At 72.1% G+C, this 16,696-nt stretch carries 12 protein-coding genes; 2 read left to right on the top strand and 10 right to left on the bottom strand.

The window, feature by feature from the left end; genetic code table 11:
* Window positions 1–32: 32 nt before the first annotated feature.
* From ACWEK3_RS31600 to ACWEK3_RS31560, 9 genes are all read right to left on the bottom strand, one after another.
* Window positions 33–1,094 (bottom strand): pseudouridine synthase, encoded by a 1,062-nt coding sequence (locus ACWEK3_RS31600; RefSeq protein WP_361416650.1) that lies wholly within the window; start codon window positions 1,092–1,094, stop codon window positions 33–35.
* A complete protein-coding gene (gene scpB, locus ACWEK3_RS31595) occupies window positions 1,094–1,768 on the bottom strand; it encodes an SMC-Scp complex subunit ScpB (protein WP_450542288.1) in 675 nt (224 codons plus the stop codon). The genes ACWEK3_RS31600 and scpB overlap by 1 nt, the downstream gene beginning before the upstream one ends.
* Window positions 1,765–2,784 (bottom strand): segregation and condensation protein A, encoded by a 1,020-nt coding sequence (locus ACWEK3_RS31590; RefSeq protein ID WP_450542315.1) that lies wholly within the window; start codon window positions 2,782–2,784, stop codon window positions 1,765–1,767. The genes scpB and ACWEK3_RS31590 overlap by 4 nt, the downstream gene beginning before the upstream one ends.
* 494 nt (window positions 2,785–3,278) lie before the next feature.
* On the bottom strand, window positions 3,279–3,848 hold the full coding sequence (locus ACWEK3_RS31585; protein WP_361416659.1) for a hypothetical protein: 570 nt from the start codon (window positions 3,846–3,848) through the stop codon (window positions 3,279–3,281).
* Window positions 3,833–4,969, bottom strand: a complete 1,137-nt coding sequence (locus ACWEK3_RS31580; protein WP_141362315.1) for a ParA family protein — start codon at window positions 4,967–4,969, stop codon at window positions 3,833–3,835. Before ACWEK3_RS31580 ends, ACWEK3_RS31585 begins: the two co-directional genes overlap by 16 nt.
* A 400-nt stretch (window positions 4,970–5,369) precedes the next feature.
* The gene (gene ald / locus ACWEK3_RS31575) at window positions 5,370–6,494 is read right to left on the bottom strand and encodes an alanine dehydrogenase (RefSeq protein ID WP_365418579.1); all 1,125 of its coding nucleotides are present in this window, start codon (window positions 6,492–6,494) and stop codon (window positions 5,370–5,372) included.
* A gap of 135 nt (window positions 6,495–6,629) precedes the next feature.
* A complete protein-coding gene (locus ACWEK3_RS31570) occupies window positions 6,630–8,717 on the bottom strand; it encodes an NB-ARC domain-containing protein (RefSeq protein ID WP_453251159.1) in 2,088 nt (695 codons plus the stop codon).
* Window positions 8,718–8,877: 160 nt separating this feature from the next.
* Complete coding sequence (locus tag ACWEK3_RS31565) at window positions 8,878–9,504, bottom strand: NUDIX domain-containing protein (protein ID WP_376549092.1); 627 nt, start codon at window positions 9,502–9,504, stop codon at window positions 8,878–8,880.
* Window positions 9,505–9,588: 84 nt separating this feature from the next.
* A complete protein-coding gene (locus ACWEK3_RS31560) occupies window positions 9,589–11,256 on the bottom strand; it encodes a CTP synthase (protein WP_361416672.1) in 1,668 nt (555 codons plus the stop codon).
* Window positions 11,257–11,770: 514 nt separating this feature from the next.
* Here ACWEK3_RS31560 and ACWEK3_RS31555 point away from each other — a divergent pair.
* Together ACWEK3_RS31555 and ACWEK3_RS31550 are read left to right on the top strand one after the other, a co-directional pair.
* On the top strand, window positions 11,771–13,573 hold the full coding sequence (locus tag ACWEK3_RS31555; protein WP_390726656.1) for a glycoside hydrolase family 15 protein: 1,803 nt from the start codon (window positions 11,771–11,773) through the stop codon (window positions 13,571–13,573).
* 116 nt (window positions 13,574–13,689) lie between these two features.
* Window positions 13,690–15,396: a PucR family transcriptional regulator gene (locus ACWEK3_RS31550; RefSeq protein WP_453251158.1), complete on the top strand. Its 1,707-nt coding sequence runs from the start codon at window positions 13,690–13,692 to the stop codon at window positions 15,394–15,396.
* On the opposite strand, the gene ACWEK3_RS31545 is transcribed toward ACWEK3_RS31550, so the two are convergent.
* Entirely contained in the window at window positions 15,360–16,490 is a 1,131-nt protein-coding gene (locus ACWEK3_RS31545; protein WP_453251157.1) for a glycosyltransferase family 4 protein, read from the bottom strand. The two genes, ACWEK3_RS31550 and ACWEK3_RS31545, sit on opposite strands and share 37 nt — an antisense overlap.
* Window positions 16,491–16,696: the final 206 nt, after the last annotated feature.

The following is a 16,696-nucleotide window of genomic DNA, read 5'->3' as shown; positions in this document are numbered from 1 at the left end:
CGTCCGGTCCCTGAGGCCGGGTCGACCAGGGCCTAGAGGTCGACCTCGTTCATCAGCATGCCGACCTCGGTGTTCGACAGACGGCGGAGCCAGCCGGACTTCTGGTCGCCCAGGGTGATCGGGCCGAAGGCGGTGCGGACGAGCTTGTCGACCGGGAAGCCCGCGGCGGCGAGCATGCGGCGGACGATGTGCTTACGGCCCTCGTGGAGGGTGACCTCCACGAGGTAGTTCTTGCCGGTCTGCTCGACGACCCGGAAGTGGTCCGCGCGCGCGTAGCCGTCCTCCAGCTGGATGCCGTCCTTGAGCTGCTTGCCCAGGTCCCGCGGGATGGGGCCGACGATGTGCGCGAGGTAGGTCTTGCGCACGCCGTACTTCGGGTGGGTCAGCCGGTGCGCCAGCTCGCCGTGGTTGGTGAGCAGGATCACGCCCTCGGTCTCGGTGTCGAGCCGGCCGACGTGGAAGAGGCGCGTCTCGCGGTTGGTGACGTAGTCACCGAGGCACTGGCGGCCCTCCGGGTCCTCCATGGTGGAGACGACACCGGCGGGCTTGTTCAGCGAGAAGAACTGGTACGACTGCGTGGCCACGGTCAGGCCGTCGACCTTGACCTCGTCCTTCTCCGGGTCGACCCGGCGGCCCTGCTCCAGGACGATCTCGCCGTTGACCTCGACCCGGGCCTGCTCGATCAGCTCCTCGCAGGCGCGCCGCGAACCGTATCCCGCGCGGGCGAGCACCTTCTGCAGACGCTCGCCCTCCTGCTCGGCGCCCGGGAAGGTCTTGGGCAGCTTGACGTCCTTCTTGCCGGCGTACCGATCGCGGTTGCGCTCCTCCATCCGCGTCTCGTACTCGCGGGAGCGGGACGGAGCCGTACGGCCGCCCTGCTGGGGCTGCTTGGGGCCGCCCTTGGCGCCACCACGCGCGGATCCGCCGCGTCCGGACTTGGGGCCGTCCTTGGTCGCGCCGGGGCCGACGTCGTAGCGGCGCTCCTCGGGTCGGGGGTTGCGGGGGCGGCCCTGCCCCTGCCGCTCGTCCCTGTTGTTGCCGGCACCGCGGTAGTTGCCGCGCCCGCCGTTCCTGCCGCTGCCGCTGCTTCGCATCAGAATTCCGTCGTCGTGTTCGTCGTGTGGTCGCCGTCTGCGCCCGGCGCGTCATCGGGAGCGTCCGGGTCGAACGACGGTACGCCCTCCTGGGTCTCGGCCTCGATCGCCTCCGCCTCGGGGAGGAAGGGCGCGAGTTCCGGGAGCTCGTCCAGACCGCGCAGGCCCATCCGCTCCAGGAAGTAGTTCGTCGTCCTGTACAGGATCGCACCTGTTTCGGGTTCCGCGCCCGCCTCCTCGACCAGACCGCGTTGGAGCAGCGTACGCATGACTCCGTCGCAGTTGACTCCGCGGACGGCGGAGACGCGGCTGCGGCTGACCGGCTGGCGGTAGGCGACCACGGCGAGGGTCTCCAGGGCGGCCTGGGTGAGCCGGGCCTGCTGGCCGTCCAGGACGAAGCCCTCGACGGCGGCCGCGTACTCGGGGCGGGTGTAGAAACGCCAGCCGCCGGCGATCAGCCGCAGCTCGAAGCCGCGGCCCTGCACGGTGTACTCGTCGGCCAGTTCGCGCAATGCGTCCGCGATCTGCCGGCGGGGCCGTTGCAGGATCCTCGCCAGGTGCTCCTCGGTCGCGGGCTCGTCCACGACCATGAGGACGGCCTCCAGGGCGGGCCTGAGGTCGAGGTCGGCGACGGTGCTCGCGCCCTCGGACGGGTCGGTGGTCTCCTCGCTCACGCCTTCTTCTCCTCCTTGGGCTCCTCGGGCTCCTTGGGCACCTCGGGCGGACGGTCGAACTCGTCCGTCACCGTGGGCGTCTCGTCCCCGTCACCGCCGGTCCAGCGCACGATCAGCTCGCCGAGGGCGGTCTCCTGGTCCAGGGCCACGGCCTTCTCGCGGTACAGCTCGAGGAGGGCGAGGAAGCGGGCCACGACGGTGAGCGTGTCGTCGGTGTCCGCCACCAGTTCCCGGAAGCCGGCCTCACCGAGCTCCCGCAGCCGCGCGATCACGATCCCCGCCTGCTCCCGCACGCTGACCAGCGGCGCGTGGATGTGGTCGACGTACACCTGCGGCTTGGGCTTGGGCTGCATCGCCTTGACCGCGAGTTCGGCGAAGCGCGCCGCGCCGATGCTGATGACGACCTCGGGCAGCAGTTCGGCGTGGTGGGGTTCCAGCCCGACGGTACGGGGATGGCGCCGGCCCTCCTCGTCCAGCCGGCGGCTGAAGATGTCGGCGATCTGCTTGTACGCGCGGTACTGGAGCAGCCGTGCGAACAGCAGGTCGCGTGCTTCGAGCAGCGCCAGGTCGGCCTCGTCCTCCACCTCGGCCGCGGGCAGCAGCCGGGCCGCCTTCAGGTCGAGCAAGGTGGCGGCCACGACCAGGAACTCGGTCGTCTGGTCCAGGTCCCAGTCGGGCCCCATGGCTCGGATGTGCGCCATGAACTCGTCGGTGACCTTGGACAGGGCCACCTCGGTGACGTCGAGCTTGTGCTTCGAGATCAACTGGAGCAGCAGGTCGAACGGCCCCTCGAAGTTGGCCAGCCGAACCTTGAACACCCCGTCGCCGGCCCCCTCCGACGGCGGCCCGGCCTCGGACCCCACACCGGCAGCGGCCTCGACCACCGCCTCGGACCCCGGCACGGCCTCCGCCCGGCGCCTCTCGTCGGCTTCCGCTTCGGAAGCAGCACGAGCCTCCGTCCGCTCCGTCCGGGAAACGACTGTGACCGCCGACTCCGAAACGCCCCCGGGCTCCAGCACGGCCTCCGCCCGGCGTCCCGCGTCAGCCTTTGGTCCGAGGGCGCCACGAGCCTCCGCCCGGGAACCGTCCGCGACCGCCGGCGGCGAGACATCCCCGGCCCCCGGCGTGGTCGTCGTGTCGGAACCGGTGCGGGGCACGGTCAAGCCGCTGGGCTCGGCTGCCGCAGTCTCGGCAACGCCGATCGCCTGCTGGGCCGGCAGCTCGGCGGCCGGGCCCACCGGGCCGTCCCCGGGGAGGTCCGCCGGAGGTTCAGGAGCCGGTGCAGGCTCGGAAGGCTGCTCGGCGGCCCCGGGTGCGGGCGTGGGCTCCGGAGGCGCGGCCGGCGGTTCGGGGCGCTCGTCCTGGCGCGCGGGTGGCTCGGGCGGGTGAGCCGAGGGTGGGGATGCCGTTCCCGGGCCGCGGCCGAGGGCGCGTCTGCGGCCGGTGGGGGTGGGAGCGTCGTTCGAGGTCATTGCCGTCGCAGGCTACCGCTTACCGCCCGCGCGGACGGCTAACGGCCGCGCAGCCGCCGAACCAGGATGCTCGCCTCGCCCCGGGACTCCAGGTCGGCCAGCACCACGGCGACCGCCTCGCGGACGATGCGCCCGCGGTCCACGGCGAGCCCGTGCTCGCCGCGGAGCACCAGCCGGGCGTGCTCGAGGTCCATGAGCTCCTCGGCGGACACGTACACGGTGATCTTCTCGTCGTGCCGTTCCCGTCCGCTGGGCCGGCGCGCCGCGCCGCGGCCCCGCTTGCGCGGCTGCGCGGCGGCAGAACCTTCCTGCGCCGCCGCCGAACGCCGCGCGGAGCGCTCCGCGGTCGCGGACCGGCTGCGGGACTCGCCCGCGTCGTTCGGCCCCGCGTCCACCGCCACGTGCTCCGCGCCCTCGCCGTCGCCGCCCTGCGCGGGCACCGACTGCGGCGCGTCCTCCGCCGCGGCGGCCGCGTCGCCCTCCGCCGCGGGGGCGGGCACCCGGGCCTCGCCGCCTGCCTGGCGTCGGGGAGTGGACGGCTGGAGCGCCATTCCCCCTGTCGTACGGAACAGTTCGTCGGCCCCCGGCAGACTCACTCGGCGTGACACCGGGCGAGCACCTCCCTGGCGAGCTGGCGGTAGGCGGCGGCACCGACGGAGTTGGAGGCGTACGTGGTGATCGGCTCACCGGCGACCGTGGTCTCCGGGAAGCGGACCGTGCGTCCGATGACCGTGTGGTACACGTGGTCGTCGAACGCCTCGACGACACGTGCGAGCACCTCACGGCTGTGCACGGTGCGCGAGTCGTACATCGTGGCCAGGATCCCGTCGAGCTCCAGCTCCGGGTTGAGGCGCTCCTGGACCTTCTCAATGGTTTCGGTCAGCAGTGCCACACCGCGCAGCGCGAAGAACTCGCACTCCAGCGGCACGATCACCTTGTGCGCGGCCGTGAGGGCGTTGACGGTGAGCAGGCCGAGCGAGGGCTGGCAGTCGATGACGATGTAGTCGTAGTCGTCCATCAGCGGCTTCAGGGCGCGCTGGAGCGTCGACTCGCGCGCGACCTCGCTCACCAGCTGTACCTCGGCGGCCGACAGGTCGATGTTGCTGGGCAGCAGGTCCATGTTGGGGACCGCCGTCTTCAGCAGGACCTCGTCCGCGGACATGCCCCGCTCCATGAGCAGGTTGTAGACGGTGAGGTCGAGCTCCATGGGGTTGACGCCGAGACCCACCGACAGCGCGCCCTGCGGGTCGAAGTCCACGAGCAGCACCCGGCGGCCGTACTCCGCGAGCGCGGCACCCAGGTTGATGGTCGACGTGGTCTTGCCGACGCCGCCCTTCTGGTTGCACATCGCGATGATCTTCGCGGGGCCGTGGTCGGTCAGCGGACCCGGGATCGGGAAGTACGGCAGCGGGCGTCCGGTCGGGCCGATGCGCTCACGGCGCTGGCGGGCCGCGTCGGGCGCGAGCGTGGCCGCGTACTCGGGGTCGGGCTCGTACTCGGCGTCGGGGTCGTAGAAGTGCCCCTCGGGCAGTTCGTCGTAGTCGGCGAAGTGGTTGTGGGGCGCGCCACTTCCGTCGCCGGCCATGGCGTTCACGTGATGGCCATCCATGCTTGGGTGTGCTGGCTGAGTCACCCCTGGTGTCCGGTGACTCTGGTGGGCTGCGAAGGTGCGCACAGCAACGGAGCCGACAGCCTCGAGCCGCGTGGGGCCCTGGCCCGTCGCAGGCATTCCTGGTTGACCACCCCCGGGAGAAAATGTCGACTCATTCACAAGTCGTCTTACCTCCTTGGTGACCAGGGGACTTCTAGACAGGTCAGCGTGGCACCATGCCGACGATTGGCGACTCTATGGCGTGTCGGCGGTCCGCAGCAACACAATCCGCCGGACCCGGCCCGATGTGTCGGTAATGGAACATCCCTCTGTCAAGGGCGTACGACCGTCGCACGACAGGTTTCACCGGTGCGTGAATCGGTCGAATGGTTGCGTTCGAGGCGAGTTGACCGAGTGCGGCGAAGTGACCATACACACATCCGGCCGGACCTTGTGGGACAAGGTCCGGCCGGTCGTGCGAGGTTGACGACGCGTGTTGACGTATCGCCTTTCACACCTTGGCGACTTGGCGACCCGCTCAGCCGAGCAGGGACTCCAGCGCGACGTGCTCCAGGCCGTGAGCCTCGGCGACCTCGCGGTAAACGACCTTGCCCTCGTGGGTGTTGAGGCCCTTGGCCAGCGCCGCGTCACGGCGCAGCGCCTCCACCCAGCCGCGGTTGGCGAGTTCGACGATGTACGGCAGCGTGGCGTTGGTCAGCGCGTATGTGGAGGTGTTGGGCACCGCGCCCGGCATGTTGGCGACGCAGTAGAACACCGACTCGTGGACCTTGAAGGTCGGCTCGGCGTGCGTGGTCGCATGGGAGTCCTCGAAGCATCCGCCCTGGTCGATCGCGATGTCGACAAGGACACTTCCGGCCTTCATCCGGGACACCAGCTCGTTGCTGACCAGCTTCGGGGCCTTGGCGCCCGGGACGAGCACGGCGCCGACCACGAGGTCGGCCTCGACGCAGGCCTTCTCCAGCTCGAAGGCGTTGGAGACGACGGTCTTGATCTTCGTGCCGAAGATCTTGTCCGCCTCCTTGAGCTTGTTGATGTCCTTGTCCAGGAGGGTCACGTGGAAGCCCAGGCCGATGGCGATCTGCGCGGCGTTCCAGCCGGAGACGCCGCCGCCGATGATGACGGCCTCGCCGGCCGGCACGCCCGGGACGCCGCCCGGCAGCACACCGCGGCCGCCCGCGGCGCGCATCAGGTGGTAGGCGCCGACCTGCGGCGCGAGGCGGCCCGCGACCTCGGACATCGGGGCGAGCAGCGGCAGCGCGCGGTTCGGGAGCTCGACGGTCTCGTAGGCGATCGCCGTGGTGCCGGACTCCAGCAGGGCGTCCGTGCACTCCTTGGAGGCGGCCAGGTGCAGGTAGGTGAAGAGGATCTGGTCCTTGCGGAGGCGGTGGTACTCCTCGGCGATGGGCTCCTTGACCTTCAGCACCATGTCGGCGGCGGCCCAGACCTCGTCCGCGGTCTCGAGGATCCGGGCGCCGGCGGCCACGTACTCCTCGTCCGGGATCGAGGAGCCGACGCCCGCGTTCCGCTCGACGACGACCTGGTGGCCATTACGCACGAGCTCGTGCACGCCGGCGGGGGTGATGGCCACCCGGAACTCGTTGTTCTTGACTTCGCGGGGGATGCCGACCTTCACGTCGATCACGGTCCTTGGCTCAGAGAATGTGGGGCAATATCAGACGTACCCCGGCATGCGGGGGCATACCAGGCAACACCGCAGGAGAACGAGCGGCAGAACCAGTCTAATGAAGGCTTTCTCTCTGTCTAGCCTTCCATTGCATCAATCTTCAGTGGATGCACTGCGGATTTCGCAGGCATTGGCGTCATCTTCCGTCAAGGGGCCCTCCGGGCCGCCCTCCTCGGCCGCAGGGACCTCGTCGCCGAGCATGCGCCGGGCCGTCCCGCGGTGCAGGGCCGCCGTGGCCGAGTCGCCCAGCCGCTCCAGGGTGTCGGCGAGCCGCAACTGGAGCGCCGCCTGGAGCCGTACGTCCTCGGCACGGCGGGCCCACTCCACCGCCTCCTGGCAGGTGCGCAGGCAGTCCTCGGGCCGCCCGGCGTACTCCTGGACGCGCGCCAGCTCGCTCAACGCCCGCGCGTGGGCGGCGACATCGCCCGCCTTGCGGTGCATGGCGGCGGCCGCCCGCCAGTCGCGCAGGGCCTCGCCGTAGCGGCCCGCGTAGGTGTGCGCGGTGGCGATGCGGCCGTAGAGGCGCGCGGCGTCCTCGCGCTCCTCGCGCGCGAGCCGCTGCGCCAGGGCCCGGCCGAACCAGTCGGCGGCCCGGTCGTAGTCCCCCAGCTCCTGGTGGGCGCTGCCTACGGATTCCATGGCGCGGTTGATCGCGTACGGGTCGTCGGCCTCCCGTCCGGCGTCCAGCGCGGCCCGGTAGCGGGCCAGTGCCCCGGCCGTACGCCCGGTGCGGGCGTCCAGGTCGGCGAGGTTCAGCAGGGCGGCGGCCCTCTCCCGGGGCAGCCCGCGCCGCTCGGCCACATCCAGGACGAGCCGGTGGATGCCGTAGAGGTCACCGGCGGCGGCCTGGGTGCCGATGTGCGCCACCATGGCCCGCACCAGCTGGGACATCAAGCGGCGGGCCAGGGTGTCCAGTTCGCCGTCGGCGACGGCGAGCCGGGCCGCGGCGAGCAGAGCGGGCCTGCGGGCCCGCAGCCACTTCTCGGCGGCCCGCGGAGTGGCGAAGCGCAGCCCGGGAGGCAGACTCTTCAGCTTCTCCCTGGTCTCGGGGCTGTCGGTCTCGGTGATCGCCCGGCAGGACTGGAGCAGCCGCACGGTCCGCTCCAGCATCCGGGCGCGGGCGAGCCGCAGCTCGGCGGGGCGGTCCCGGCGTCCGGCGAGGTCCGCCAGCAGCGGGTGCAGGCAGCCGGGGACCTCGTAGCACGGCAGTGATGAGGGGACGGCGCGCAGTACGCCGAGTTCGGCGAAGTCGTCGAGGAAGCCGCGGGCGGCCTCGACCGAGCAGCCGGAGAGCGCGGAGGCGGTCTGCGGGTCGACGTCTCCGGCCGGGGCGAGGGAAAGCAGGCGCAGCAGCCGGGCGGCCGGACCGGACAGAGTGTCGTGCACGAACCGGAGCACCCGGTCGAGGACGGAGCGCTCGTCGGGGTCGGCGCGCAGCTGCTTGGCGAGGTCGGCGACGGCCGCCTGGGGGTGGGCGGCGAGCCAGCCGCCGGCCAGGGTCAGCGCGGCGGGCTGGCCCTGGCAGACCTCGACCAGGCTCTCGGCGGCGCGCGGGTCGACGGTGATGCGCACCGGGTCGATGCGCTGCGCCAGCAGCTCCACGCCGGACTTGGTGTCCAGGCCGCCCAGGGTGCACGGGCGGACGTCGGCGATCCCGGTGAGCGGACCCCGGGAGACGGCGACGAGCAGGCAGTCGGCGTTCTCCGGCAGCAGCGCGTCGACCTGGTCCGCGCCGGCCGCGTCGTCGAGCAGGAGCAGCGCCCGGCGCTCGGCGAGGGCGGTGCGCAGGGCCTCGGTCAGGTCGTCCTCGGCGGCGCCGGGCGGGGTCGGCAGATCAAGGGCGGTGAGCAGGTCGCGGGCGACGGCCTCCACGGGTACGGGGGTGCCGTCGGGCTCGGTGAGCCTGGCGCGCAGTACACCGCCGGGGTAACGCTGCGCGACCTGCCCCACCAGTTCCTCGGCGAGCGCCGTACGGCCGGAGCCGGGCCTGCCCGCGATCAGCAGGACGCGGGCGCGTGGCTCCTTGCGGCCGGCCAGGGTGTCGAGGCCGGCCCGCTCGATGTCGGCGAGCAGCTCCTTCAACTCCCGTGTGCGGCCCAGGAAAAGACTCTTCGCGGCCGCGGGGAACCGGTCCCCGCCGGACAGGTTCACGCCACCTGCGTCCACCGCCTGATCCGTCACGGGCCACACTCCCGTCCCACGCACGTGCAAGCCCGCCGGGACTCCGGTTCGGGCGTTTCCAGAGCCTAGTTCACGCTCTGCGACGTTCCGTGAGGAGCACGGCGGACACGTCGCCCGATCGGATCAGGCGATCGTCACACCGCAGGGGTCGCCGGTGTGTTCAGGACGCGAAGGGGCGCGCCGGCCAGGGCGCCTCGGCCGGGCGCAGCGCGTCCAGTCCGTCCCCCTGGCGCGCGGCGACCAGCGACAGGACGCCCACCACCAGGCAGTTGTTGTGCAGTTCGCCCGCGAGCACGCCCCGTACCAGTTCGTCCACCGGCATCCGCGCGTGCTCCATGTCGGTCTCCTCGTGCTCCGCCGCGAAGCGCTCGCCGACCGCCTCGGACAGGCCCCGGGCGAGGAAGATGCGCACGGACTCGTCGCAGCCGCCCGGGGTGGTGTAGACGTCGGTCAGCACCCGCCAGTCCTCGGCCTTGACGTGGGCCTCCTCGTACAGCTCGCGCTGGGCGGCGTGCAGCGGGTTCTCGCCGGGCACGTCGAGCAGGCCCGCCGGGATCTCCCACAGCCGCTGCCGCACCGGGTGGCGGTACTGGCGGATCAGCAGCACCCGGTCCTCCTCGTCGAGGGCGAGGACGGCCACGGAGCCCGGATGCACCTGGTAGTCGCGGGTGACCACGGAGCCGTCGGGCATGACGACGTCGTCGGTGCGGATGGAGGTCTTGCCGCCGACGAACGGGGTGCTGGTGGCCCGGATCTCCCATTCCTCCGGGATGTCCTTGATCGTCATGCCCTGACCTTTCCGACGTGCGCAAGCAGAACGGGGGTGCGCACCTTCACGGTACGCACCCCCGCAACCGTACAACCGGGTGTGCTACTTGGAGTTCTTCCGCTCGACGGCGGCCTTCACCAGGCCCGCGAACAGCGGGTGCGGACGCGTCGGGCGCGAGCGCAGCTCCGGGTGCGCCTGGGTTGCGACCAGGTAGGGGTGGACCTCGCGCGGGTACTCCACGTACTCGACGAGCTTGCCGTCCGGGGAGGTGCCGGAGAAGACGATGCCCGCCTTCTTCTCCAGCTCCGCGCGGTAGGCGTTGTTCACCTCGTAGCGGTGGCGGTGGCGCTCCTCGACGTACTCCTTGCCGTCGTAGACCTCGCGCACGATCGAGCCCTCGGCCAGCTTCGCCGGGTACATGCCGAGCCGCATGGTGCCGCCCATGTCGCCCTCGCCGGCGACGATGTCCATCTGCTCGGCCATGGTCGAGATCACCGGGTGGCCGGTGGCCGGGTCGAACTCGGTGGAGTTGGCGTCCGCGATGTCGGCGAGGTTGCGGGCGGCCTCGATCACGATGCACTGCAGGCCCAGGCACAGACCCAGCAGCGGGATGCCGTTCTCGCGGGCGTAGCGGATGGCGCCGACCTTGCCGAGCACGCCGCGGTCGCCGAAGCCGCCCGGAATGCAGATGCCGTCGACGCCGGCGAGCTGCTGCTCGGCGCCGGCCGCGGTCTTGCAGTCGTCGGAGGTGACCCACTTGATCGTCACCCGGGCCCTGTTGGCGAAGCCGCCCGCGCGCAGCGCCTCGGTCACCGACAGATAGGCGTCGGGCAGGTCGATGTACTTGCCGACCAGGGCCAGGGTGATCTCGTGCTCGGGCTTGTGGACGCGGTCCAGCAGGTCGTCCCAGGTCGTCCAGTCCACGTCGCGGAAGGGCAGGTCCAGCTTGCGCACGACGTAGGCGTCCAGGCCCTCGGAGTGCACGACCTTCGGGATGTCGTAGATCGACCGGGCGTCGGGGCAGGCGACCACGGCCGCCTCGTCGACGTCGCACATCAGGGAGATCTTGCGCTTGATCGCGGTGGGCACCTCACGGTCGCAGCGCAGCACGATCGCGTCGGGCTGGATGCCGATGTTGCGCAGCGCGGCGACCGAGTGCTGGGTCGGCTTGGTCTTCAGTTCCCCGGACGGGCCGATGTAGGGAAGCAGCGAGATGTGCACGACGAAGACGTTGTCCCGGCCGACCTCGTGGCGGACCTGGCGGACGGTCTCCAGGAACGGCAGCGACTCGATGTCGCCGACCGTGCCGCCGACCTCGGTGATGACGACGTCCACCTCGTCGGTGGCCATGCGCCGGATGCGGTGCTTGATCTCGTTGGTGATGTGCGGGATGACCTGCACCGTGTCGCCCAGGTACTCGCCGCGCCGCTCCTTGGCGATGACCGTGGAGTACACCTGGCCGGTGGTGACGTTGGCGGAGCCGTCGAGGTCGCGGTCGAGGAAGCGCTCGTAGTGGCCGATGTCCAGGTCGGTCTCGGCGCCGTCGTTGGTGACGAACACCTCACCGTGCTGGAAGGGGTTCATCGTGCCCGGGTCGACGTTGAGGTACGGGTCCAGCTTCTGCATCACGACGCGCAGGCCCCGGGCCTTCAGCAGCATGCCCAGGCTGGAGGCGGTGAGGCCCTTGCCGAGCGAGGAGGCGACACCCCCGGTGACGAAGATGTGCTTGGTCGTCGTGGCTTTGCTGTTTCGGAAAGCAGCGGGCGGCATGGCCAAGAGGGGGCTCCCGTGGTCGCGGTTTGTCGTGCGGTACGGCTGGCCGGTCCGGGGAACCCGGGTGTCCGGCTGAGGCGCCGTCGCTGCGGTTCGGGGGTTTCGAGCCCACCGGTCCACGGGCTACCAGGGTATCAGCGCCTGACGGGCATGGCTCCCGGCCACGCTCCGCGCACGCCCGGACACGTGCGCGTACCACTTACAGGTCCCTCACCCATGGCTCACTCGTTCGGCGCACCCGGGTTGCCCGGAGCGGCACGCAGATCATCTACGTGCGTCGTATCCTGCTCGGACACTCGCTGAGGAGCCCCGCCGGCAACACGGCACCACCCCCGTCCGTATGACCCGGAACAACAAGAGCTCGTCAGTTCGTTGAGCAAGGGTTGTCGTTCTGCCCTCACGGCCGACCGGCGGTCCCCCACCGCTCGACGACGCATTACAACCACCCCTTGACCGCACTAGCGACAGCCCCTTCGCGGGGTGTGACGTGGCCGTTCGACTGGAGTTGCACGTGGCCGGGCGCATCGAAGACTACGCACTCATCGGAGACATGCAGACCGCTGCCCTGGTCTGCCGGGACGGGACAGTCGACTGGCTGTGCCTGCCCCGCTTCGATTCCCATGCCATCTTCGCGGGCCTGCTGGGTACCGAGGAACACGGTTTCTGGCGGATCGGCCCGGCCTTCGCGGCCGGCACACAGCCGCCCACGGCGGCCCGGCGCAGTTACCGCGGCGACTCGCTGATCCTGGAATCCGAGTGGGACACCCCGCGCGGCACGGTCCGCGTGACCGATTTCATGCCCCCGCGCGACGGCGCCCCGCAGCTGATCCGCATCGTGGAGGGCGTCACCGGCCGGGTGCCGATGCGCTCGGCGCTGCGCATGCGCTTCTCCTACGGCCGGGTCGTGCCGTGGGTGCACCGGCACGAGGGCCGCACGGTGGCGGTGGCGGGTCCGGACTCCGTGTGGTTCGACACATCGGTGAAGACCTACGGCAAGTCGCTGACCACGTACGCGGACTTCACGGTCGCTCCCGGTGACCGGATCGCGTTCACGATCTCCTGGCAGGCCTCGCACAAGGAGCCGCCGCCGCTGCCGGAGCCGGAGCAGTCGCTCGAGGCGACGGAGGATTTCTGGCGCGAGTGGGTCGGGCACTGCACGTACCACGGCCCCTACCGCGAGGCCGTGGTCCGCAGCCTCATCACGCTCAAGGCCCTGACCTACGCCCCGACCGGCGGCATCGTGGCGGCCCCCACCACGTCCCTGCCCGAGGACATCGGCGGTGTGCGCAACTGGGACTACCGGTACACCTGGCTGCGCGACGCGGCGATCACCCTGTCCTCGCTGCTGCGCACCGGCTACCGCGAGGAGGCCCGCGCCTGGCGCGAGTGGCTGCTGCGGGCTGTCGCCGGCGACCCGGACAACCTCCAGATCATGTACGGCATCGCCGGCGAGCGCGAGCTGGGCGAGGCGGAGCTGGACTGGCTGCCCGGCTACGAGAACTCCGCGCCGGTCCGGGTGGGCAACGGCGCCGCGCACCAGCTCCAGCTGGACGTCTACGGCGAGGTCACCGAGGCACTGCACCTGGCCCACATGACGGGCCTGGCCCGCAACGACTACGCCGCGCTGCTCCAGCTCAAGCTGATCCAGTACCTGGAGAAGCACTGGCAGGAGCCGGACGAGGGCATCTGGGAGGTGCGCGGGCCGCGCCGCCACTTCGTGCACTCCAAGGTCATGGCGTGGGTCGCCGTCGACCGCACCATCAAGCTCATCGAGTCCGGGGAGGCCGACGGCCCGCTGGAGCGCTGGAAGGTGCTGCGCGACGACATCCACCGCGAAGTGTGCGAGAAGGGCTACGACAAGGAACGCAACACCTTCACGCAGTCCTACGGTTCGCGGGAGCTGGACGCGTCCTTGCTGCTCATCCCGCAGATGGGCTTCCTGCCGCCGGACGACAAGCGGGTCATCGGCACCATCGAGGCGATCCAGCGCGAGCTGTCCACCGCGGACGGGTTCATCCTGCGCTACCCCACCGACGGCGACCACGCGGGCGTCGACGGCCTGCCCGGCGACGAGGGCGCCTTCCTCGCCTGCTCCTTCTGGATGGCCGACGACCTGGCGATGATCGGCCGCGTGGACGAGGCGCGCAAGCTCTTCGACAAGCTCCTGTCGCTCCGCAACGACCTGGGCCTCCTCGCCGAGGAGTGGGACCCGCGCCGCCAGCGCCAGGTCGGCAACTTCCCGCAGGCCTTCAGCCATGTGCCGCTGATCGACACGGCCCTGCGCCTGACGGCCAGCGGCGCCTACGGAGGCTGACCCGGCGCCGGGCGGGTGAGCGCGCCCGCCCGGCGGTCGGCGCAGCTCAGGGTGGTCGGACCGCTCCGGCCACCCGACGCTGCCGCGGCCCTGCGGGCAGAGGTAGCGTCCGCTTCATGGACCGCAGATTCGACACCGAGGGCACCGGCATCACCGTCCGGCGCGCCCTCGAACTGCCCGGCCTGCGCAGTGGCCTCCCCGAGGTCCTCGCCGGCGCCGACAAGCTGACCCGCACCGTCCGCTGGGTGCACGCCGGCGAGGTCCCCAACATCGCCTCCCTGCTCAAGGGCGGCGAACTCCTGCTGACCACGGGCTACGGCCTCGGCACGCGCCCCGCCGACCAGCGGGCCTTCGTGCGCACCCTCGCCGACCGCGGCATCGCGGCGCTGGTGGTGGAGCTGGGTCCGCGCTTCACCCGTTTGCCCGCCGCCCTCGTCGAGACCGCGCGGACCGCCGGTCTCCCCCTCGTCCAGCTGCACCGCGAGGTGCCGTTCGTGGCGGTCACCGAGGAGATCCACACGGAGATCGTCAACGGCCACTACGCGCTGCTCCAGCGGGCCGAGGAGGTGCACCGCCGCTGCACTCAGGCACTGCTCGGCGGCGGCGGAGTGCCGCAGGTGCTCGGTATCCTGGCCGACTTCGGCGGCAACCCGGTCTTCCTGGAGACCCCGGACGGGCAGCTGCTGTACGCGGCCGGCTCCGGCCCCGAGGGCGCCGATCCGCTCCAGGTCTGGGAGGGACTGCGCGGCCAGCGCAAGGACGCGGCGCCACCGGCCGGTTCGGTCGTCGTGGACGTGCCCGGCGGCGGACCCGGCACCGGCTCGGTGCGTGCCCGGCTCGTGCTGCTGCCGGTCCGCTCGCCGCTGGCCCCGGTGCACCGCATGGCCGCCGAGCGGGCGGCGGGCCTCCTGGCCGTGGTGCTGATGCAAGCCCGCCAGGACGAGGAGCTGGCGGCGCGCGGCCGCGGCGACTTCCTCACCGACCTCGCCGAGGGACGTATCGCCGCGGAGGACGCTCCCGCGCAGGCCCGGGTCCTCGGCTTCAAGCCGGGCAACAGTCCGCTGCTGCCCGTGGTGATGCGGCTCGGCGACGCGCTCGCGTCCACCGGGGACACCACCCGGCCGAGCGCGGCCGCCGGCGGTGGGGGCTGGGCGGTACTGGCCCGCGCGGTCGCCGAGGAACTCGCCTCGGTGGGCGTGCCGGTGCTGCTGGGCGTGCGGCCGGTCGAGGGCCGCGTACCGCTGCTGGTCGGCCTGCGATCGGAGGCGGAGCGGCCCACCGTCGCGGACCGGGTCGCCGCGGCACTGCGGGCGGGTGTGGAGCGGGCCGGGATGCGGCGGCCGGGCGGGCAGCCGGAGGTGGTGGTCGTCGGTGTGGCGGGCGGCTGGGCGGCCGCCTCGGCGGGCCTGCGGCACGCGGCGGAGGCGGCGACGGCGGCGCAGGGGCTGCCGGACCGCCCCTGGTACGACGCCCGCCGCCTGGACATCGACCTGCTGCTGTGGCGGCTGCGCGACCACCCCGACCTGGCGGCCTTCGTGGACCGCGCCATCGGCCCGCTGCGGGACCACGACCAGCGCTCGAAGCCGCCGCTGCTGCCCACCCTCCAGACGTATCTGGCGCACGCGGGCCGCAAGGCGGAGACCGCCCGCGAGCTGCACCTGAACCGGCAGACGCTCTACAACCGCCTGGCCCGGATCGGGGAGTTGCTGGGCACCGACCTCGACGACCCGCAGACGGTCCTGGCGCTGAGCCTGGCGCTGCGGGCCCGCCGGCACTGCCCTGAGCGTCAGGTCAGCGGCCGGGGCCTGGTCAACTCGTCGTAGACGCTGAGCACCTGGGCGACCGTGTCGTCCTCGGTGGGCCAGGTGGCGGCCTGCCGGGCGCCCATGTCCCGCAGCGCCTCACGGCGTTCGGGGTCGCCGAGCAGCCGTATGACGGCGCCGGTGAACGCGTCCGCGTCCTGGTCCGGTACCAGTTCGGCCGCGTCACCCACGAGTTCGGGGACGCCGCCGGTCCGCGCGGCGACGAGCGGCACCCGCGCGTGCAGGGCCTCCTGGGCGAGGATGGAGCGGGCCTCCCAGCTCCTGGGCAGCAGCGCCAGGTCGGCGGCGGCGAGCAGCTCGCCGACGTCGTCGCGCCGCCCGAGCAGCCGGACCGGCAGCTCCTCGTCCTCGATCCGCCGCTGGAACTCCGCACGCAGGGGCCCCTCCCCCGCGACGACGAGCAGCGGCACGGGTTCCATGAGGCGCCAGGCGCGGGCCGCGTCCAGCAGCAGCTCGTGGCCGCGGCCCGGGTCCAGGGAGGCGACGGCGATCAGCAACGGCCGGTCGGTGGCGCCGAGTTCCGCCCGCACCTTGGAGCTCGGACGGTCCGGGTGCTCGTATCCGGCGGCCGGCCGGGGCACAGCGACGGCGGCGAGCCGGGCGTCCCGCGCGCCCCTGCCCCGGGCCCGGTCGACGAGTTCGGAGGTGGTGCCGAGCACGACGGTGGCGGCCCTGACCACACGGCGCTCCAGCAGCCGCATCAGGTGCGCGCGGGCCCCTTCGGCGTGCGCGTGGTTGTGCCAGGTCACCACGAGGGGCGTGCTACGGCCGCTGAGCGCCAGGACAGCGCGGAAGGAGGCGTGCAGCCCGTGCGCGTGCACCAGGTCGGCGTCCGCGCAGACCGTGCGCAGCGCGGCCACGGACACCGGGTCGCTGCTGCGCGGCACGTGCACGTGCTGGGCGCCGACACCGGTGAAGGAGTAGGCGCGGTCGGCCTCGGCGGGGGCGCACACCGTCACCCGCACGCCCCGGGCGACCAGGCCCGCGGCCAGCGACCGCACGTGCGTGCTGCTGCCGGCGCTGCCTCCGCCCAGCACCTGCACGGTGCGCAGCGTCGACTGACCGGGCGATACGTGGCTGCTCACGGGGCTCACGCGGCCGGGGCTCCTGGTTCGGCGTCGGGAGGGTCACGGGGAAACGTACAGAAGGTATCGAGCCGGGGTACAAAGCCGCACACGCTGTCCCGGCTCACTGCCCCCGGCGTCCAAGGATGCCAGTACGTACGGGTGTTCCGGGTCGGCGCGGGGTGCCGGGCGCCTGCGGGAACGGTCCGACAGCTTGACGCCGGATCACCCATAAG

It is taken from the genome of Streptomyces sp. NPDC004721 (assembly GCF_053601495.1).
This window is presented reverse-complemented; position numbering and strand designations above follow the sequence as displayed.